At 61.6% G+C, this 18,383-nt stretch carries 19 protein-coding genes and 2 pseudogenes; 11 read left to right on the forward strand and 10 right to left on the reverse strand.

What is annotated here, in order from left to right; genetic code table 11:
* Positions 1-24: 24 nt before the first annotated feature.
* The 4 genes from HWQ56_RS23320 to HWQ56_RS23335 all read right to left on the reverse strand — a co-directional run bounded on the left by HWQ56_RS23320 (position 25) and on the right by HWQ56_RS23335 (position 2,846).
* Positions 25-426, reverse strand: coding sequence for a hypothetical protein (locus HWQ56_RS23320; RefSeq protein ID WP_176571890.1), 402 nt, complete (start codon positions 424-426; stop codon positions 25-27).
* Between the two features lie 210 nt (positions 427-636).
* Positions 637-927, reverse strand: a complete 291-nt coding sequence (locus HWQ56_RS23325; RefSeq protein ID WP_176571891.1) for a hypothetical protein — start codon at positions 925-927, stop codon at positions 637-639.
* Between the two features lie 557 nt (positions 928-1,484).
* Positions 1,485-2,312 (reverse strand): TIR domain-containing protein, encoded by an 828-nt coding sequence (locus HWQ56_RS23330; RefSeq protein WP_176571892.1) that lies wholly within the window; start codon positions 2,310-2,312, stop codon positions 1,485-1,487.
* A gap of 84 nt (positions 2,313-2,396) precedes the next feature.
* On the reverse strand, positions 2,397-2,846 hold the full coding sequence (locus HWQ56_RS23335; RefSeq protein WP_245217801.1) for a site-specific integrase: 450 nt from the start codon (positions 2,844-2,846) through the stop codon (positions 2,397-2,399).
* Between the two features lie 83 nt (positions 2,847-2,929).
* Between HWQ56_RS23335 and HWQ56_RS23340 the strand changes: the two genes are divergently transcribed.
* A protein-coding gene (locus HWQ56_RS23340; protein WP_176569813.1) for an IS3 family transposase occupies positions 2,930-4,092 on the forward strand; the annotation gives its coding sequence in 2 pieces (ribosomal slippage) (positions 2,930-3,182 and positions 3,182-4,092; 1,164 coding nt in all).
* Here HWQ56_RS23340 and HWQ56_RS23345 read toward each other — a convergent pair.
* Positions 4,085-4,903, reverse strand: coding sequence for a phage integrase SAM-like domain-containing protein (locus HWQ56_RS23345; protein WP_245217802.1), 819 nt, complete (start codon positions 4,901-4,903; stop codon positions 4,085-4,087). The two genes, HWQ56_RS23340 and HWQ56_RS23345, sit on opposite strands and share 8 nt — an antisense overlap.
* A 211-nt stretch (positions 4,904-5,114) precedes the next feature.
* On the opposite strand from HWQ56_RS23345, the pseudogene HWQ56_RS23350 reads away from it, so the two are divergent.
* A pseudogene (locus tag HWQ56_RS23350) lies at positions 5,115-5,306 on the forward strand (L-aspartate oxidase); the annotation flags it as partial.
* Here HWQ56_RS23350 and HWQ56_RS23355 read toward each other — a convergent pair.
* Positions 5,275-5,727, reverse strand: a complete 453-nt coding sequence (locus HWQ56_RS23355; RefSeq protein ID WP_176571893.1) for a protein YgfX — start codon at positions 5,725-5,727, stop codon at positions 5,275-5,277. The pseudogene HWQ56_RS23350 and the gene HWQ56_RS23355 overlap by 32 nt on opposite strands.
* Positions 5,711-5,965: an FAD assembly factor SdhE gene (locus HWQ56_RS23360; RefSeq protein WP_158154591.1), complete on the reverse strand. Its 255-nt coding sequence runs from the start codon at positions 5,963-5,965 to the stop codon at positions 5,711-5,713. The genes HWQ56_RS23355 and HWQ56_RS23360 overlap by 17 nt, the downstream gene beginning before the upstream one ends.
* Before the next feature lie 152 nt (positions 5,966-6,117).
* On the opposite strand from HWQ56_RS23360, the gene ygfZ reads away from it, so the two are divergent.
* Positions 6,118-7,059 carry a CAF17-like 4Fe-4S cluster assembly/insertion protein YgfZ gene (gene ygfZ / locus HWQ56_RS23365; protein ID WP_158154592.1) on the forward strand — a complete coding sequence of 314 codons (942 nt, stop codon included), beginning with the start codon at positions 6,118-6,120 and terminating at the stop codon, positions 7,057-7,059.
* Positions 7,060-7,125: 66 nt separating this feature from the next.
* Positions 7,126-7,929, forward strand: coding sequence for an HDOD domain-containing protein (locus tag HWQ56_RS23370; RefSeq protein WP_158154593.1), 804 nt, complete (start codon positions 7,126-7,128; stop codon positions 7,927-7,929).
* Here the strand turns inward: HWQ56_RS23370 and HWQ56_RS23375 are convergent.
* Complete coding sequence (locus HWQ56_RS23375; RefSeq protein ID WP_176571894.1) at positions 7,926-9,305, reverse strand: sensor histidine kinase; 1,380 nt, start codon at positions 9,303-9,305, stop codon at positions 7,926-7,928. The genes HWQ56_RS23370 and HWQ56_RS23375 overlap by 4 nt on opposite strands.
* Entirely contained in the window at positions 9,298-9,969 is a 672-nt protein-coding gene (locus tag HWQ56_RS23380) for a response regulator (protein WP_158154595.1), read from the reverse strand. Before HWQ56_RS23380 ends, HWQ56_RS23375 begins: the two co-directional genes overlap by 8 nt.
* A gap of 163 nt (positions 9,970-10,132) precedes the next feature.
* On the opposite strand from HWQ56_RS23380, the pseudogene HWQ56_RS23385 reads away from it, so the two are divergent.
* The 3 genes and pseudogenes from HWQ56_RS23385 (at position 10,133) to HWQ56_RS23395 (ending at position 13,117) form a co-directional block, all read left to right on the forward strand.
* Positions 10,133-11,112, forward strand: a pseudogene (locus HWQ56_RS23385) (Bug family tripartite tricarboxylate transporter substrate binding protein).
* 30 nt (positions 11,113-11,142) lie between these two features.
* The gene (locus HWQ56_RS23390) at positions 11,143-11,601 is read left to right on the forward strand and encodes a tripartite tricarboxylate transporter TctB family protein (protein WP_158154597.1); all 459 of its coding nucleotides are present in this window, start codon (positions 11,143-11,145) and stop codon (positions 11,599-11,601) included.
* A 1-nt stretch (position 11,602) separates the two neighbouring features.
* Positions 11,603-13,117, forward strand: coding sequence for a tripartite tricarboxylate transporter permease (locus HWQ56_RS23395; protein ID WP_158154598.1), 1,515 nt, complete (start codon positions 11,603-11,605; stop codon positions 13,115-13,117).
* 18 nt (positions 13,118-13,135) lie between these two features.
* Here the strand turns inward: HWQ56_RS23395 and ung are convergent, their stop codons facing one another.
* The gene (gene ung, locus HWQ56_RS23400; protein ID WP_158154599.1) at positions 13,136-13,828 is read right to left on the reverse strand and encodes a uracil-DNA glycosylase; all 693 of its coding nucleotides are present in this window, start codon (positions 13,826-13,828) and stop codon (positions 13,136-13,138) included.
* A gap of 146 nt (positions 13,829-13,974) precedes the next feature.
* Between ung and HWQ56_RS23405 the strand changes: the two genes are divergently transcribed.
* The 4 genes from HWQ56_RS23405 (at position 13,975) to HWQ56_RS23420 (ending at position 18,129) form a co-directional block, all read left to right on the forward strand.
* On the forward strand, positions 13,975-15,087 hold the full coding sequence (locus HWQ56_RS23405; protein ID WP_176571895.1) for an enoyl-CoA hydratase/isomerase family protein: 1,113 nt from the start codon (positions 13,975-13,977) through the stop codon (positions 15,085-15,087).
* 660 nt (positions 15,088-15,747) lie between these two features.
* Positions 15,748-17,235 carry a sensor domain-containing diguanylate cyclase gene (locus HWQ56_RS23410; RefSeq protein ID WP_158154601.1) on the forward strand — a complete coding sequence of 496 codons (1,488 nt, stop codon included), beginning with the start codon at positions 15,748-15,750 and terminating at the stop codon, positions 17,233-17,235.
* Complete coding sequence (locus HWQ56_RS23415) at positions 17,228-17,458, forward strand: cysteine-rich CWC family protein (protein ID WP_176571896.1); 231 nt, start codon at positions 17,228-17,230, stop codon at positions 17,456-17,458. The genes HWQ56_RS23410 and HWQ56_RS23415 overlap by 8 nt, the downstream gene beginning before the upstream one ends.
* The gene (locus HWQ56_RS23420) at positions 17,437-18,129 is read left to right on the forward strand and encodes a pseudouridine synthase (protein WP_176571897.1); all 693 of its coding nucleotides are present in this window, start codon (positions 17,437-17,439) and stop codon (positions 18,127-18,129) included. The genes HWQ56_RS23415 and HWQ56_RS23420 overlap by 22 nt, the downstream gene beginning before the upstream one ends.
* Positions 18,130-18,383 lie beyond the last annotated feature (254 nt).

Below are 18,383 nucleotides of genomic sequence, written 5' to 3' on the forward strand. Positions count from 1 at the left end.
GAGGGGTGGTGAGTCGAGGGGCTGTTACCAGCCACCGCTATTGCTACGGCGAGCAGCCAGAATCTTCTGACCATGCTCACGAATGGCAGCGTTCTGGGCTTCGCGGTCAGCTTTCGCTTGGGCGATCTCTCGGGGCGTATACTCACGGCATCGCTCAGCATGGGCGTTAGCCTCGGCTTGCTTAAGGGCCTTCTCACGGGCCTTCTGGTGCTGGTCTTGGCGGTACTCTCGGGCGACATCGGGAATCGCTTGGAGCGACAGACCGGCCTCATCGAAGGTCTTGATGATCTCGAATTGACGGCCTTTCACGGTCCCGCATTGGGCGACCAACATGGGCAGCATGATGCTCTCGACGTACTCACGACTCAGGGTCTGGCCCGACACGGTTACCTCGTTCTTCAGGACTTTGGTGATGGTGATGTTCATGGGTTTGGATCTCCTATAGGTGACCCTTTGATCGACCTTGCGCCATAGACACGCGCACGACCAGACGGCCAAGGAGGGAGCCTCGTGGGCATCTTCAAGGTCGATCAAAAGGTTCTGGGGTTTGAGTTATTAACTGGCGATGCTGGTCTGTCAGGACATGGCGGAACCTGAGAGGGCATCTGAAGGGACAACCGTGGCGACGGTCGGGTATTACAGACGGCGGGCAGCGAGAATCACAGGCACGCCTTTTACAGCATGGTAGAAGCTGATTAAATCAAGACCAGTTGCAGACAATAGCGCCTCAAGGGGCTCCATTAGGTATGCACCTAACCTGCTCGACACAAACTCTTTGATTCTCTCTGAGCCTCTGTCAGTGAAAACATCAAGGGACTTCAGGTTAAACACGGCGGTTGCTGATCGACCAGTCATGGCTGATTCAATAGACAGCAATGTATCGGTCTGCTCACTGGTGAGACCTTCAAGGACGAAGTGGAATCGCATAGGGCCTCCTTTAGACGGAATTTGAGACAGGGATAATCATGGTCGCCAGACCAATCCCTACTTTGTGAGGGCTTAAAGACTGCCTCTAAGATAAGAGCAGAGACTAATTAGAAGATAATTATGAGAGATACTCTATGAGTACCCTTTAAGAATCTTTTAGTTAAGGCCCCCGTGACCATTGAGCAATACACGGCGGCCCCAGGTCCGTGCAAGGTTGCCTCAGCAGTGCCCTTCGGGGCATCGACTAACGAGAAAAACAGTATCAATGGTCGCTCCTTCCTACTGGAGCCAGACACTGAGATCTGCTTACTGGGGACGGTTGAGCGTTGGCGATCTGGTCGCGCTTGGCACTCGGTGGTCTCTGGTCGGGCCCTTGAGGGAGCCCGGTAGGAATCGTGATGGTCTGCCGGACAACGATTTATTTTCGTTGGTGTGTTGCCCGGTAGCCATAGTGAGGGTTTTTAAATTCCAGTTGACAGATGCGCAGATTACGGACTCTCTTCCCAACGGTCGGGCCGGTGACGATGAGCGGGGGCTCGCTTGGCGTTAGCCCGGCTCTAAAACGGTATGTCGTCGTCCCCGTTCGCTACATGTTTTTGAGATCTCGTCTCATAAGTTAGGGCCTCGAACTGTTCAAAAAGATCAGAAAGCTTGGACGATTCGGGCTTTGCTCTTCTTGCGAGATATCGTATGGACCGAGACATTTCTTTCAATGCATCTAACGACTCTTGGTACCCACCGGCCTCCATCGAATCGATATCGTGCGCACTAATGAATGCTTCCAACAACTCCTCAATAGGCTTAGGAGGGATTGCGGAATTTTGACGGGAGGCAGACCGGGTCAAAAGCAAAATCTCATCTAAGACCTCCCTATCTCCGCGTACAGGACCGTCAACGATGGTAATGGAATTCAGGATTTCGTTAATTTTTTCTTCGAGATCTGGCCACCACTTTTCAAAAACGTTATCCACAGTTTTCGCAGGTAGCTTTTGGTCACCAAGCCTGCCATTGATCACAGTAATAAGTTTGTGAAAGTCTGCCTTCGTAAACTCGGTCGTTTGAAATTGCTTCAGAGGACCGGCAAGATCTGCATTATTGATTCCAAACAAGATAGGACACACAAAGCTTTTATCGAGGCTTTTTGACAGAGCGCCTGCTTCAAAAAGTATCCAGTCGCTATGAATATTATCTCTTGTAATGCACAGGATTCCGAGTTCAGCACTCGAAAGTTCCTTAGCGATGTCATTGGCCCACCGCCCGCCTTTCTCAATATCAGAAGGTGTGAAGTAGGGAGTCACGAGCTGCAACACTCCCGGCAGCCAATCCCGGATGGACTCCGCTAACCTCTTACTCACCGGCCCTGACCAACTGATGAAAACCTTCATAAAGCATCGCCCGTCCTGGAAATTATTCGATCATAGCAGTGCACAATGTCATTATGCCACTCAGCGCTGATAGAGATCTCTGAATCATTCTCGAACCATCAGGGCAACAATCAACGCCTTAGCCATACGTCCGATATCCACTGCACTACCAGCCCCGTATAGGTCGTAACTGATCGACCCCGAAGCGTGCCCCAAGATTGACTCAGCGGTCCCTACAGGCACCTCAGCTGCCTTCAAAGCGCCCGCCAGCGAATGACGCAATGAATGGAAGGTCTGGGTCCGATCAGCCTTGAGGTCCAAGACATCCCTGAGCATCCCATTGAGCAACACAGAGAACTGACCACCACCCAGCGTGAACAACCGAGAGTCGGACTTATCGACAAACTCAAGGAATGCCTGAAGATCAAACCCATATGCCCCATCGGTCAAGGGTATGACCCTCAAAGCGTTCTTGGTCTTGACCGTCTTGCCATCATTCCGGTTGATGTCGATCACCCAGACCCCAGCGACTTGCTTAACGTCAGCCTTGGTCAACTGCCTGAGTTCCTCAATGTGTAGTGGTCTAATGAAACCGGACACCCATTTAGGCGAGAATGCTCGTCATAGAGAGGTGTCTGATGACCAAGCAACGTCGTACCTTTACCCCTGAGTTCAAACGCGAGGCTGCGTGCCTGGTGCTCGACCAAGGCTACAGCCATATCGAAGCCGCCCGTTCGCTCGGATTGGTCGAATCGGCGCTTCGTCGATGGGTGAGCCAGCTTCAGCAAGAACGTGGCGGTGTTACTCCCAGCAGCAAGGCTCTGACGCCAGAGCAGCAAAAAATCCAGGAACTCGAAGCCCGTATCAATCGGCTAGAACGGGAAAAATCGATCTTAAAAAAGGCCACCGCGCTCTTGATGGCCGAGGAACACGAGCGTTCGCGTTAATCGATCAACTGCGGGCTCAAGAGCCTGTTGATCTGTTGTGCTCGGTATTTGATGTCACCCGATCTTGCTACTACGCGTACTGCCGGAAACGTCGGTATCCGGATCCCGAACGAGTAGTCTTGCGTAGCCGCGTGAACGAGTTGTTTACGCAAAGCCGAAGCGCTGCGGGCAGCCGGAGCATCATGCTGATGATGAAAGAGGACGGTATGCAGATCGGGCGATTCAAAGTACGTAGGTTGATGCATGAGCTGAACTTGATCAGCAAACAGCCGGGCTCCCATGCCTACAAAAAGGCTACCGTGGAGCGGCCTGATATCCCGAACGTGCTTGATCGCGGGTTCAGCGTGGCATCCCCGAACAAGGTCTGGTGCGGTGACATTACGTACGTCTGGGCTGAAGGCCAATGGCACTATCTGGCGGCTGTCATCGACCTTTGTGCACGGCGTGTTGTAGGTTGGGCGTTCTCAGCCAAGCCTGATGCCGACCTGGTGATCAAGGCATTGGATATGGCCTATGAGCAGCGTGGCCGGCCTCAGAATGTGCTGTTTCACAGCGACCAGGGCAGCCAATACGGGAGCCGGAGTTTCCGCCAGAGACTATGGAGATACCGCTTCACGCAGAGCATGAGTCGGCGCGGCAACTGCCACGACAACGCGCCGATGGAGCGGCTATTTCGCAGCCTGAAGACTGAATGGATACCGCCGGTGGGCTACATGAGCGCTGTGCTGGCACAGCAAGATATCAGTCGGTTTTTGATGGAGCGGTACAACTGGCGGCGACCGCATCAATTCAACGAAGGGCTACCGCCTGCGGTCGCAGAGGAAAAACTCAATTCAGTGTCCGGGATCAGTTGACCACTACAATGCGGGTCCCAGTGATCACCCCAAGGGACAGCGCCCAGCGTTGCCATGAGTCCACTGGCAGGGTCTTAGCGTGGGCCATGAGGGCCTTTACTTGGTCCTGAGAGAATGCCTCACGGGAGCTTCCAGTTCCTTTGGTCGGCTCCAGACCCTCAGTGAGCGTCTTGGTGAGGTAGTCGTTATTCACTGCCCACTTCATCACAGTTGACAGAGTGCCAAGAATTTTCTTCACCGTGCCTGCCACTCGGCCCTCATAGAGCTTGGCCCGCAGGTTCTTCATGTCCTCCCGTGTGTGGGTCTTCAGGTCCAAGTCACCGAGGATCTCAGCGAGGGTCTTACAGGTAGACTTGACGTTTCGGTGAGTCCCTTCCCCCGCATGTTCCTTGTGCTCATCCAAATAGAGCCCTGAGAGAGTCTTAAAAGTGAGCGGTGATAAAACAGATAGAGACGGAGACAGGGGTATTGACGTGCGACAAGACTCAGCCTTGAGGCTCTCTACGATCCCCACCAGCGTCCCCGCCCTGCCCTTCATGCGTTCCTGAGACGCCTCAATGATCTCCAATGCCTTGCTCACTGCCCGTTGCTGATTGACGCTCAAGGGCATCTTAGCGCTCGCCTCACGGAGGGCCTCATGGTGCTCGTCATTGATCATCTCGTAGGCGACCAGCGAGCTATCACCGTGGGCCATCGTCAGGCAGGACTCAGCGATGTCTATGAGACGCTCACGGAGTTCGTTCCAAGTGGCCTCAGGGTTGTCGAAGTGATACGCCTTGAGGGTCGTGAGGATGTCCTTGGAGATGGTCATAGCGGTGGCCTTATCGGTGGTCCTGAGCGATAGCGTGAAAAAGCCCTTAGCGGTGCCTTGAGGGCGAAGGCGAAGGTAATAGCGACCAGACCGGCGATAGTGGTATGGCTTGGCGAGGGCAGTTTGTAACAGGTTTGTCCCAGTTTGGGAGCGCTGGTTGATGGTCATCGGCTGAAACCCCTGTATCCATTGGGTTTAGCCTCATCGCGTCGAGTTTTACAGCAACTATAAAGTCAGCCGCGACCTGATCGAGTTGCGCAACCTCGCCCAGGTGGCCGAGCTGATGATTCGCTCGGCCATGCAACGCAAGGAAAGCCGTGGGTTGCACTACACCCTGGACTACCCCGAACTGCTGCCCGAAGCGCGGGACACTATCCTGGTGCCGCCCACCTTCGGCGACTGAACTTCAGCCGCAGGCGCAGGCGCCGGTGGTCGTCGGCGCTCAATGTATCGGCAGGCAGGCACAGGCTGCGCGCCCACCATTGCCCCTTGGCGCGAAACCGCAACACCACCAACCCCGGTAATGCCATGCTGTCGGGCAACAGTTGCACGGCCTGCCAACCATCGGCACGGCGCCACAGCGACCAGCCGCCACTGTCCCGGCGCAAACCGCGCCAGGCATGGGGGTGATCGAGCAGGAGGGTGCGCGGCAATTGCCAGGCGCCGTGGGCGATGCACAGCAGTACACCCACCGCACGCCAGGCGACGGCCACGTCGAGCAACAACAACGCCATCAGGGCAAGGCCCTGGGCGGCAAGGTAGGCCATCAGCAACCGTCGGGACGGCTGCCAGCGGCACTGGAAAACCTTACTTGGGCTGGACACGGTCCAGGATCATGCGAACCATGCGCTGCAGCTCAGGGTCCTGGGACTCGGTGCGCTCCATGAACCAGCCGAACATGTCCTGGTCTTCGCATTCCAGCAGGCGGCGGTAACATTCGCGGTCCGTGTCATTGAGGCTTGGGTAAACCTCCTTGACGAAAGGCACCAGCAAGACGTCCAGCTCCAGCATGCCGCGGCGGCTATGCCAGTAGAGCCGGTTGAGTTCAATATCTTCGACCATGGAGCGCTCCTCAAATAGGCGGGCAGTATACAGGGGCCAGCGCCGTCGGGCACTTGGACCTATGTCGCTTTAAGCTGCAAGCTATCGATGTAGCCTGTGGCTCGTCCGTTGCTCTATCATGTGTTTCAGTCTTTTTGCCCTTGCGATGTCCCATGGCCGATTCTGCTTTTTTCTGCGTGCTGTCCCACGAAGGCGTTCTTGCCGTCCGCGGCTCCGATGCCGGCAAGTTCTTGCAGGGTCAATTGACCTGCAACATCAATTACCTCAATGAGCATCACGCCAGCCTCGGCGCCCGCTGTACCCAGAAGGGTCGCATGCAGTCGAGTTTCCGCATCGTGCTGCAGGGGGATGGGGTGCTGCTGGCCATGGCTCGGGAGCTGGTGGAGCCGCAGCTGGCCGACCTGAAAAAGTACGCGGTGTTTTCCAAATCCAAGCTGACCGACGAAAGCGATGCGTGGGTGCGCTTCGGCGTCGTCGGCGGCCAGTCGGCCTTGCAGGCCCTGGGCCTGGAGCTGGGCGAAGAGAACAACGTGGCCGCCCGCCACGAGGCGCTCATCGCCGTGCGTGTGTCCCCCGACCGCGCCGAAGTATGGGTACCGGCCGAACAAGCCGACAGCATCAAACAGCAACTGGCGGCGCTGCTGCCGCCGGGCGAGCTCAACGCCTGGCTGCTGGGCCAGGTCCGCGCAGGCATTGCCCAGGTGATGCCTGAAACCCGCGAAACCTTCATTCCGCAAATGCTCAACCTGCAGGCCGTGGGCGGTGTCAGCTTCAAGAAAGGCTGCTACACCGGCCAGGAAATCGTCGCGCGCATGCAATACCTGGGCAAGCTCAAGCGTCGCCTGTACCGCCTGTCGCTGGTCGGCGGCGACTTGCCTGCCCCAGGCACCCCGCTGTTCGCGCCCACCCATGGCAGCTCGATCGGCGAGGTGGCCTTGGCCGCCCGAACCGAGCACGGCAGCGAACTGCTCGCCGTGCTGCAAGCCGAGGCCGTGGAGGATGGCAACATCCACCTGGGCAACCTGGAAGGCCCGCGCCTGCAATTGCTCGACCTGCCGTATGAACTGGACCGCGACCGCGAGATCCAACGCTAGGCATATTCTGCCCGCCCGTCGATGGCTTGACGGGCGCCTACCGCGTTAGCGCCCCAGGAAGTCGAGATGAGCGAACTGGCCGAACAGGTCCAAGAGCATTTGCTGGCGGCCATCGAAAATGATGACCTGGTGCTGCCTACCTTGCCGGAAGTCGCGTTGCGCATTCGTGAAGCCGCCGAAGACCAGGACATCAGTATCGCCGCGCTGGGCAAGGTCATCAGCCGCGACCCGGCGTTGGCGGCACGCCTGATCAAAGTCGTCAACAGCCCCATGCTGCGTGCCAGCCAGGAAGTCACCGACCTCAACGCTGCCATCAGCCGCCTGGGCATCAACTATGGCAGCAACCTGGCGATCGGCCTGGTGATCGAGCAGATTTTCCATGCCCGTTCCCCGGTGGTACAGGCCAAGATGCATGAAGTATGGAGCCAGAGCCTGGAGGTGGCCGGCATCAGCTATGAGCTGTGCAGGCGCTATACCCAGCTCAAGTCCGACCAGGCCGCGCTCGCCGGGCTGGTGCATCAGATCGGCATCCTGCCAATCCTGACCTATGCCCAGGACCATAACGAGTTGCTCTCTGACCCCGTGTGCCTGAACCATGTCATCGAGCGCATCCACCCGCTGCTGGGGGACAAGATTCTGCGGGCCTGGGAATTCCCCCGGCAACTGGCCCTCGTTCCGGGCCAGTACCTGGAACTGACCCGCCATACCGCGCGCATCGACTACGCCGACGTGGTGCAGATCGCCCGGTTGGTGCGGCAGAACGACTGCCACCGGCTGCCCGACCTGCCTGCCTACCAGCACCTCAGGCTGGGCGAGGAATTGCCCCTCGCAGGCCCGGACCTGGCGAGCGCGCTGGCGATGTTCCGCTAATCGGCGATAAAGCTCACCTGCACCTTCAAGCCCGCGCGAACCCCGTCGTGCAGGCTGATCTGCGCCAGATGCGCCTTGCAGATTTCGCCAACGATCGCCAGGCCCAACCCTGCCCCTTCCGCACGCCGACGGTAGAACCGCTCGAACACCCGCTCGCGCTCGTCGGGGGGAATTCCCGGGCCATCATCCTCGACTTCCAGCACCGCCGGGAGGCGAACCCGCAACACCACGTTGCCGCCCGCCGGGGTATGCGCCAGGGCGTTGTCCACCAGGTTGCTGAGCAATTCGCTGAGCAACGTGGGCTCGCCGCGCAACCACACGGGCCCATCGGCCTCCAGTGCCAGCGCTACCCCTCGGGCGTGGGCCAGGGGCGCCAGGGCCATGCCAAGCTCTCGCGCCAGATGGGTAAGGTCTACCCGCTGGGCGCCACCTTCGGCGATGGCCCGGGCGCCGTTTTCCACCCGGGCCAGTGACAGCAACTGGTTCGCCAGGTGGGTCAGGCGGTCGGTATCCTGGGCCGCCGCGTCCAGGGTCCGGCGCCACACCTCGCCCGTCTCGGCGCGCTGGCCTAGCGTTATACGGGCCTTGAGCGCCGCCAATGGCGTGCGCAACTCATGGGCGGCATCGGCAATGAACTGGGCCTGGCGCTCGAACTGGCCGCGCAGGCGATCGGTGAAATGGTTGAGCGACAGCACCAGCGGTACCAGTTCGCGCTGCACGCTGACCACCGGCAGGGGGCGCAGGTCATCGGGCTGACGCCCTTCCACCTCACCGCGCAAGCGTTCGAGCGGGCGCAGGGCGCCGCTGACCGCAAACCACACCAGCAAAAGCGCGCCAAGCCCCAGCAGCCCCACCCGCACCAATGTGTCGGCCATCAGGCTGCGGGCCATGCGCACACGGGCTTCTTCGGTTTCGGCGACACGAATCTCGGCCATGCCGTTCATGTTCGGCTCGCTGACCGCCTTGAGCAGGCTGACCACGCGCACCTCCTGGCCCCGGTAAAGCGCGTCATAGAACCGCGCCAGCGCCGGGTAATCATCCGTGCGTGGCGTGCCCTGGGGCGGCGCAGGCAGATCGTCATAGCCGGAAATCAACTGCTGGTGGATGTCGTTCACCTGGTAGTAGATGCGCCCGGCGCTGTCGTAGGCGAACGTATCCAACGCCACGTAGGGCACGTCGGCGCTCAGGCTGCCGTCGCGCTGGGACAGGCCCGCGGCAATGCTGCGCGCCGAGGCCAGCAAGGTGCGGTCATAGGCCGTGTCGGCTGCCTCGCGGCCATTCCAATAGGCGCTCAGGCCGCTGGCGAGCAACACCAGCACCAATAGCAGCGCCAGGTTCCACACCAGGCGCCAGCGCAGGCTGCCGGCACTACGCATCACGGGCCTCGAGCAGGTAGCCCAGGCCGCGGAACGTAACGATGGCCACGGCCTGGCCGTCGAGCTTCTTGCGCAGGCGATGCACGTAGATTTCGATCGCGTCGGCGCTCGCCTCCTCGTCCAGGCCGAACACCTGCGCCGCCAGCTGCTCCTTGCTCATGACGCGCCCGGGCCGTGCGATCAAGGCCTCCAGCACCGCCTGCTCGCGGGACGTGAGGGTCAGGCAGGCATCCCCCAGGGCGAACCGCCGCGTGTCCAGGTCATACACCAGGGGGCCGCAGCGCTGCTGGCGTTCGCCGCCCAGCACACTGCGACGCAGCAGGGCCTTGACGCGGGCCTCCAGTTCGCTGAGTTCGAAGGGCTTGGCCAGGTAATCATCGGCGCCCAGGTTCAGCCCGTGAACCCGATCCTTGACGTCACTGCGGGCGGTCAGCATCAGCACCGGCAGGTGCTTGCCGCGCCCACGCAAGCGGGCCAGCACGTCGAAGCCGTCCAGGCGCGGCAGGCCCACGTCCAGCACCGCCAGGGCGTAGTCTTCGCTATTGAGGGCCAGGTCGGCGGCGACGCCGTCATGCAGCACGTCAACGGTCAGGTGCAGGTGCCTGAGGGCCTGGGCGACGCTTTCGGCCAGGGACACGTGGTCTTCGGCGAGCAGGATGCGCATGGAAATCTCTTCTTATTGGACGGAGCGTGAAACCGCACCGAGGCTACCAGATGCTTTCCCCAGGCGCCGCACCTGAAAGGTTAGTGAAAGCTTCACGCCCTACCATCGCCGAAAACGCCCCGACGCGTTTGCGCCACGACAAAAACAATAACGGAGACCTTCCATGAGCCCTACCCTGCGCCGCCTGGCCCTGGCCGCCGGTTGCCTGCTGCTTGGCAGCACCGCCCTGGCCGCTGAACCCAAACGCCCCGAATGCATCGCCCCGGCCTCCCCCGGCGGCGGTTTCGACCTGACCTGCAAGCTGGTGCAAAGCGCCCTGGTCAGCGAGAGGTACTCAGCAAACCCATGCGCGTCACCTACATGCCGGGCGGCGTGGGCGCGGTGGCCTACAACGCCGTGGTCGCCCAGCGGCCGGCCGATGCCGGCACCCTGGTGGCGTGGTCCAGCGGTTCGCTGTTGAACCTGGCCCAGGGCAAGTTCGGCCGCTTCGATGAAGGCGCGGTGCGCTGGCTGGCGGCCGTGGGCACCAGCTACGGCGCCATCGCCGTGAAGAAAGACTCGCCCTACCAGAACCTGGAGGACCTGGTGCAAGCCCTGAAAAAAGACCCGGGCAAGGTGGTGATCGGCTCCGGCGGCACCGTGGGCAGCCAGGACTGGATGCAGACCGCGCTCATCGCCAAGGCCGCGGGCATCAACCCGCGGGAACTGCGTTACGTGGCACTGGAAGGCGGCGGCGAAATCGCCACGGCGCTGCTGGGCGGCCATATCCAGGTGGGCAGCACTGATATCTCCGACTCCATGCCGCACATTCTCAGCGGCGACATGCGCCTGCTGGCGGTATTTGCCGAGCAGCGCATCGACGAGCCGGAAATGAAGGGTATTCCCACGGCCCGCGAGCAAGGCTACGACATCGTCTGGCCCGTGGTACGCGGCTTCTACCTGGGGCCGAAGGTCAGCGACGAAGACTACGCCTGGTGGAAAGCAGCCTTCGACAAACTGCTGGCTTCCCCGGACTTCGACACCCTGCGCGACCAGCGCGAGTTGTTCCCCTTCGCCATGACCGGGCCCGAACTGGACACCTATGTGAAAGAGCAGGTGGCTCACTACAAGACCCTGGCCCGGGAATTCGGCCTGATCGAATAGCCCGCCACTGACCGCCAAGGAGTCCTGACCATGGCCCTGCAACGTCTTTTCGCCGTTACCCTGCTGCTGGCCTGCGCCGCGCTGGCCGTGATGGCCTGGCCTTACCAGGCCGCCTTTTCCTACGAACCGGTGGGCCCCCGGGCCTATCCCCTGCTGATGCTCGGCCTGATGGGCGCGGGCCTGCTGTACATGGCCGTGCGCCCCACCGCCATCGTCCATAGCGACGAGGAACCCGCGCTGGACCGCGCCACGTTGTTGAAGATAGCCGCCTGCGTGGCCCTGCTGCTGGTGTTCGCGGGCACCTTCGAACCCCTGGGCTTCATTCCGGCCAGCGTGCTGGCGGGCATCCCCATGGCCCGTTTGTACGGTGGCCGCTGGCTGCCGAGCGCGGTAGTGGTCTGCCTGATGAGCGTGGGCCTGTACCTGCTGTTCGACAAAGCCATGGACGTGCCACTGCCCCTGGGTCTGCTCGACGTACTGGAGAACTGACATGGATACTTTCAGCTACTTGGGCCAGGGCTTCGGCGTGGCCTTGAGCCCGTACAACCTGGTCACGGCACTGTGCGGCACGCTGATCGGCACCGTGGTCGGGCTGTTGCCGGGCCTTGGCCCGATCAATGGCGTGGCACTGCTGATTCCGATCGCCTTCGCCCTGGGCCTGCCGCCCGAATCGGCGCTGATCCTGCTGGCGGCGGTCTACCTGGGCTGCGAGTACGGCGGACGCATCAGTTCCATCCTGCTCAATATTCCCGGCGAAGCCTCCACGGTGATGACCACCCTGGACGGCTACCCCATGGCCCGTCAGGGTTTGGCAGGCGTGGCACTGTCGCTGTCGGCGTGGAGTTCGTTCATCGGCGCGCTGATCGCCACCTGCGGCATGGTCCTGTTCGCTCCGCTGCTGGCCCAGTGGGCCATCGCCTTCGGGCCGGCGGAGTACTTCGTGCTCATGGTGTTCGCCATCGTCTGCCTGGGCGGAATGGCCGGCGATCGCCCCCTGAAGACGTTCATTGCCGCGTTGATCGGCCTGTTCCTGTCCAGCGTCGGCATCGATGCCAACAGTGGCGTCTACCGTTTCACCGGCGACAACGTGCACCTGGCCGATGGCATCCAGTTCGTGGTGCTGGTATTGGGGCTGTTCTCCATCAGCGAGATCCTGCTCCTGCTGGAGAAAACCCACCGCGGCCAGGAAGCCGTGAAAGCCACCGGGCGCATGATGTTCAACTTCAAGGAGGCGGCTTCGGTGTTCGTGGTCAACCTCCGCTGTGGGCTGCTGGGCTTCATCATGGGCGTGTTGCCCGGTGCCGGTGCCACCCTGGCCAGCGCCGTGGCCTACATGACCGAGAAACGCATGGCAGGCGCCACGGGTACGTTCGGCCAGGGCGACAAGCGCGGCCTGGCGGCCCCGGAAACAGCCATCGGCGCGTCGGCGTGCGGTGCCCTGGTGCCGATGCTGACCCTGGGGGTACCAGGCTCGGGCACCACTGCGGTGATGATCGGCGCCCTGTCGCTGTACAACATCACGCCGGGGCCGCTGTTGTTCCAGCAACAGCCGGATATCGTCTGGGGCCTGATCGCTTCGCTGTTCATCGCCAACGTGATGCTGGTGATCCTCAACATCCCGATGATCCGCGTGTTCACCCGCATCCTGGCCGTGCCGAACTGGGCCCTGGTGCCGGTGATCGCGATCATCACCGGTATCGGCGTATATGCCGTGCACGCGACCACCTTCGACCTGTTCCTGATGGTCGGCATCGGCATCTTCGGCTACATCCTGCGCAAGCTGGACTTTCCCCTGTCGCCAGTGCTGCTGGGCTTCATTCTGGGCGGGCTGATGGAACAGAACCTGCGCCGGGCGTTGTCGATTTCCAACGGGGCACTGGAGATCCTCTGGTCCAGCCCGATCACGTTCGGGGTCTGGGTATTGACCGCGATCATGCTGACCGTGCCGCTGCTGCGCCTGTGGCGCAAACGCACCAAGGCGCGCCGGGCGCTGGCGGCAGCTTGAGCCTGCATCGGGCCTGGTTCAGAGCGCCGGCAACTGCCAGTCGATCGGGGCCAGGCCGCGTTGCTCGAGGAACTTGTTGGCACGGCTGAAATGCCCGTTGCCAATGAACCCGCGGTAAGCCGACAACGGCGACGGGTGCACCGAGGTCAGCACCAGGTGCTTGGTGGCGTCGATCAACTTCTGTTTGCTCTGGGCATGCGCCCCCCATAACAGGAACACCACGCTGGCCTGCTGTTCACTGACCGTCTGGATAATACGGTCAGTGAACGATTCCCAGCCTTTCTTGGCATGGGACGCGGCATTGGCCCGTTCCACGGTCATGGTGGTGTTGAGCAGCAGCACCCCCTGCTCGGCCCAGTGCTGAAGGCAGCCATGGGCCGCGATGTCGATATTCAGGTCGCGCTTGAGCTCTTTGTAGATATTGACCAGCGACGGCGGCGCCGGGATGCCCGGCTGTACCGAAAAGCACAACCCGTGGGCCTGGCCTGGCCCGTGGTAAGGGTCCTGGCCAAGGATCACCACCTTCACCTGCTGCAACGGCGTCAGGTTCAAGGCGTTGAAAATCAGCGGCCCCGGCGGGTAGATCTCCTTGCCTGCAGCGTGTTCCTGGCGCAGGAACTCGCGCAACCGGGCCATGTAGGGCTGGTCGAATTCGGCGCGCAAGGCCTGCTTCCAGCTGGGTTCGAGTTTGATACGGTCATCGGTGGTCATGGGAGTTGCCTGGAAAACAATGGGGCGGACACTAGGAAAGCCGGCCCTGATTGTCAATCGATGTAACCGAAGACTGACGTGATGCCGACAGCGGGCCATACTGCTTGATCAACTACTGCCCAATTCGCTTCACCCAAGAGGTCAGGATGAATCTGCAATTCGAAGAGCTGGTCGGCGTCGACGGCGCCCGTATCGGGGTCGCCACCCTGGACGCTGAAAAATCCCTCAACGCGTTGTCGTTGCCCATGGTCGAGGCCCTCAACGACCAACTGGGCCGCTGGGCTCAGGATGACCAGGTGGTCTGCGTGCTGATGCGCGGCAGCGGCGAGAAAGCCTTCTGCGCCGGCGGCGACGTACGCAGCCTGGTGCAGGCGTGCCGCGCCCACCCCGGCGAAGTGCCCCCACTGGCTGCACGTTTCTTCGCCGGCGAGTATCGCCTGGACTACCGCCTGCATACCTTCCCCAAGCCCGTGCTGTGCTGGGGGCATGGCTACGTCCTGGGCGGCGGCCTGGGGCTGTTGCAGGGCGCCAGCATCCGCATCGTCACCCCCAGCAGCCGCCTGGCCATGCCTGAGATCAGCATCGGCCTGTATCCCGATGTCGGCGCCAGCTGGTTCCTGGCGCGCTTGCCCGGCAAGCTGGGGCTGTTCCTGGGCCTGACGGGTTCACCTATCAACGGTCGCGACGCACTGGACCTGGGGCTGGCCGACCGCTTCCTGGGCGACGACCAGCAAGCAGCACTGATCGACGGTCTGTTGCAACTCAACTGGCAGGAACAGACGGCAGTGCAACTCAACAGCCTGCTCAAGGCCCTGGAGCACGAAGCCGCCGGCCAGCAACCCGAGCCCCAGTGGCTGCCGCGCCGCCGCCAGATCGACACGCTGCTGGACGTCAGCGACGTCACCGCCGCGTGGCGTGCCCTGACGCCTCTCAGCCATGGCGACGACGTACTCCTCGCCAAGGCCGCGCACACGTTGAACGACGGCTGCCCGTTGACCGCGCACCTGGTGTGGGAACAGATTGCTCGCGCCCGACACCTTTCATTGGCGCAGGTGTTCCAGATGGAATACACCCTGAGCCTGAACTGCTGCCGTCATCCCGAGTTCAGCGAAGGGGTGCGCGCCCGGCTGATCGACAAGGACCAGAAACCGCGCTGGCACTGGCCCGACATCGCCAGCGTGCCCCAGGCGGTGGTGGAGGCGCACTTCAGCAAAGCCTGGGAGGGGCGCCACCCGCTGGCGGATCTGTCGGACTATTGATGGCTTCGCCCAGCGCGTCGCCAGCTCAGCGGCGCCCACCGCCAAACCCATGACCGCCTGGCCCCCGGGACCATGCCCACCTGGCCCATGGTTATCACCATGGCCCTGCCAGCCACGGCCCGGCCCGGGTCCGCGGCCAGGCGGTGGTGGCGGCGGTCGGTGACCACCCCAACCTCCACCCCAGCCCCCCGGGCCGGGCGGTGGGCGATAGTAGTGAGGCGGCGGCGCGTAATAGCGCGGCGACCGGATGTAATAACCGGAGTTGTAGTAGACCGAGCCGTTGGGGTAGTAACCCGGCCCGTACCCATACGGGTAACGGTCAACGGTGTACACGTCCGATCGGTAGTAAGTGCCGCCCTCGTAAGGGGCGCAGGCAGTTGTCAACAGACCCAGCAACACTATCAGCAAAAGTCGTCGTTTCATGGCGGCCTCCCGGACCGCTGGACAGCTCGAACCAGCGACGCTGGTCGGCGCCGATCAAAATATAGCGATCGGCATAGATTCAGACCACGATAACGCGACTCGGTGCCGTCATCGAAATAAATTGCTACAACTTCGAAACATTTCCATTCGCAGCGCATTTTATTTGCCGGCCACGCACGCCATCCCGGTTGCACTCCCCTAGAATGGCGAACCGGTCAAACAGCCAATGGACTTGCTATGCCGCCCCGCTTCACGTCGCTGTCACAGCGCTCCCTGCTTTTGACCCTGGTGATCCTGTTGGCCAGCGGCTTCGTGCTGACTTCGCTGCTGAGCTACTACGCCTCACGCAGCTCGATCCGCGACAACATCGTCAACACTGAACTGCCGCTCACCAGTGACACGGTGTATTCGGAAATCCAGAAGGACCTGGTGCGGCCAGTACTCATCTCCTCGATGATGTCCCGCGACACCTTCATGCGCGACTGGGTCATGGCGGGCGAGCGCGACCCGCAGCAGATGACCCGCTACCTGCAGGAAGTCATGACCCACTACGGTGCCTACACCGCCTTTTTCGTGTCAGACAAGACGCTGACCTACTACCAGGCCAAGGGCGTGCTCAAGCGCGTGAAGCCTGGCGAACCTCGCGATGCCTGGTATTTCCGGGTACGGGACATGAAGGTCCCTTACGAGATCAACGTCGATGTGGACATGGCCAACCGCGACGCCCTGACCATTTTCATCAACTACAAGGTGTTCGATTACCAGGACCGTTTCATTGGCGCCGCAGGCGTGGGCCTGACCGTCAACGCAGTAGTGAAGCTTATCGAGGACTACGAGCAGCGCTACCAGCGCAGGGTGTATTTCGTCGACCACCGGGGGCGGGTAGTACTCACCGGCACCCAGGGCGGCCCCTTGGGCGCCCGCAGTGGTCAGGTGCTCAACAACCTGCCCGGGCTGGAGACACTGGTGCAAAAGATGCCAGTGCCTGCCACCGGCAGCTACGAGTACACCGCCCAGGGCGCCCAGCACTTCCTCAACGTGCGCTTCATCCCCGAACTGGATTGGTACCTGTTCGTGGACAAGCGCGAAGACAGTGCGATGGGCGACCTGCGCCAGTCGCTGTACCTGAACCTGATGATCTGCCTGCTGGTGACAGCGCTGGTGATGTCATTGCTCAAGCGGGTAATCAACCACTACCAGCGCCGCCTGGAGCGCCTGGCCACCCGCGACTCGCTCACCGACCTGCCCAACCGCCGCGGCTTCGACGTACTCGCCAGCCAGGCCATCAGCGAAGCCGAACGCGACAACCAGCCCCTGGCAGCCTTGTTGCTGGACCTGGACCACTTCAAGCAGCTCAACGACACCCATGGCCACCTGGCAGGCGACGAGGTGCTCAAGGGTTTCGCCCAGGTCCTGCGTGACAGCCTGCGCCAGTCCGATATCCTCTGCCGCTGGGGGGGCGAAGAGTTCATCGTGTTGCTGCGCGCCACCCAAGGCGCCGATGCACTGAATATCGCCGAGAAGATTCGTCGACGCGCCGAGCAAATGGCCTTCCCCTACAACGGTAAATCGCTGAAAATCACCACCAGCGTCGGCATGACCGGGCTGCAGGTGGACGACACCCTGCACAGCCTGCTCAACCGCGCCGACCATGCGCTGTATCGCGCCAAACAGAGCGGACGCAATTGCGTGCGCAGCGAGTTGCCCCAATCCCGCCATGAATGATGTCCGCCTGTGCCCGGCCTGCGGCGCCACCAATGCCTGCAGCCTGGCCGACCCGCGCACCGCCACCCAGCCCTGCTGGTGCTATGGCGTGAGCATCGCCCCCAGCGTGCTGGCCGCCCTGCCCGCCCACTTGCGTGACAAGGCGTGCCTGTGCCCACGCTGCGCCCAGGTACTGGACCAACTGCCGCCTGCCGAGCCCGCATGCGCCTCGACCGATTCCTGAGCAACCTGCCCCAGCTCAACCGCAAACAGGTGCGCCTGCTGCTGGTGGAACGGCGTGTGCGCGTGGACGGCGAGTGGGTCAGTGACCCGCATCATGAGGTGCGCGAGTTCAGCCAGGTTCTGCTGGACGGCCGAGTGCTGCAAGCCGGCCGGCCCGCCCGCTACTTCATGCTGCACAAGCCCATGGGCTGCGTCAGCGCCACGGTCGATGCGCAGCACCTCACGGTGCTCGACCTGCTGGACGAGCCGGACAAGCATGAACTGCACCTGGCGGGGCGCCTGGACTACAACACCTCCGGGCTGATGCTGATCACCAACGACGGCCAGTGGTCACGGCGCCTGACCCAGCCCCAGACCAAACTGGGAAAGGTCTACTACGTGGAAACCGAGCAGGTGATCGAACAGCGTTACGTCGACACCTTCGCCCAGGGCATTTATTTTTCCTTCGAAGACCTGACCACTCAACCCGCCGAACTGGTTGTGCTGGGGCCACACAGCGCCCGATTAACCATCGTTGAAGGCCGCTACCACCAGGTCAAGCGAATGTTCGGCCACTTCCAAAACAAGGTGTTACGGCTGCATCGTGAGCAAATGGGTCCGCTGACCCTTGATCCAGAGCTGTCGCCGGGCCAGTACCGGGCTCTGACCGCTGAAGAGATTCAGCAAATCTAGGCCCGCAACCGCTGGGCAGAAAGCTGTCGGACAATGCGCCAACGGTACTTGCGCGGACGTCACATGCCTGCTTGAATCCAATCGTCGGTCCACATGTGACTCGGCAGTCACCACCCTATTCTAAGAAACCTTTTTGCCTGCCACTGGTGCCTCCACACGGGCCAGGGCTGACAGATCGCCCCGCAAAACAACAATACCCGTCGACCAGACTGTAAGGATCGACACGGGCAAAAAATTCCCAGGCGTTTGCCTAC

The sequence above is a fragment of the Pseudomonas eucalypticola genome, assembly GCF_013374995.1.
GTDB lineage: Bacteria > Pseudomonadota > Gammaproteobacteria > Pseudomonadales > Pseudomonadaceae > Aquipseudomonas > Aquipseudomonas eucalypticola.

Coding starts and splice junctions, on each gene's coding strand:
- HWQ56_RS23320 (WP_176571890.1), bottom strand. CDS start 426: ATGAACATCACCATCACCAAAGTCCTGAAGAACGAGGTAACCGTGTCG.
- HWQ56_RS23325 (WP_176571891.1), bottom strand. CDS start 927: ATGCGATTCCACTTCGTCCTTGAAGGTCTCACCAGTGAGCAGACCGAT.
- HWQ56_RS23330 (WP_176571892.1), bottom strand. CDS start 2,312: ATGAAGGTTTTCATCAGTTGGTCAGGGCCGGTGAGTAAGAGGTTAGCG.
- HWQ56_RS23345 (WP_245217802.1), bottom strand. CDS start 4,903: ATGACCATCTCCAAGGACATCCTCACGACCCTCAAGGCGTATCACTTC.
- HWQ56_RS23360 (WP_158154591.1), bottom strand. CDS start 5,965: ATGGTCGAAGATATTGAACTCAACCGGCTCTACTGGCATAGCCGCCGC.
- ygfZ (WP_158154592.1), top strand. CDS start 6,118: ATGGCCGATTCTGCTTTTTTCTGCGTGCTGTCCCACGAAGGCGTTCTT.
- HWQ56_RS23370 (WP_158154593.1), top strand. CDS start 7,126: ATGAGCGAACTGGCCGAACAGGTCCAAGAGCATTTGCTGGCGGCCATC.
- HWQ56_RS23375 (WP_176571894.1), bottom strand. CDS start 9,305: ATGCGTAGTGCCGGCAGCCTGCGCTGGCGCCTGGTGTGGAACCTGGCG.
- HWQ56_RS23380 (WP_158154595.1), bottom strand. CDS start 9,969: ATGCGCATCCTGCTCGCCGAAGACCACGTGTCCCTGGCCGAAAGCGTC.
- HWQ56_RS23390 (WP_158154597.1), top strand. CDS start 11,143: ATGGCCCTGCAACGTCTTTTCGCCGTTACCCTGCTGCTGGCCTGCGCC.
- HWQ56_RS23395 (WP_158154598.1), top strand. CDS start 11,603: ATGGATACTTTCAGCTACTTGGGCCAGGGCTTCGGCGTGGCCTTGAGC.
- ung (WP_158154599.1), bottom strand. CDS start 13,828: ATGACCACCGATGACCGTATCAAACTCGAACCCAGCTGGAAGCAGGCC.
- HWQ56_RS23405 (WP_176571895.1), top strand. CDS start 13,975: ATGAATCTGCAATTCGAAGAGCTGGTCGGCGTCGACGGCGCCCGTATC.
- HWQ56_RS23410 (WP_158154601.1), top strand. CDS start 15,748: ATGCCGCCCCGCTTCACGTCGCTGTCACAGCGCTCCCTGCTTTTGACC.
- HWQ56_RS23415 (WP_176571896.1), top strand. CDS start 17,228: ATGAATGATGTCCGCCTGTGCCCGGCCTGCGGCGCCACCAATGCCTGC.
- HWQ56_RS23420 (WP_176571897.1), top strand. CDS start 17,437: ATGCGCCTCGACCGATTCCTGAGCAACCTGCCCCAGCTCAACCGCAAA.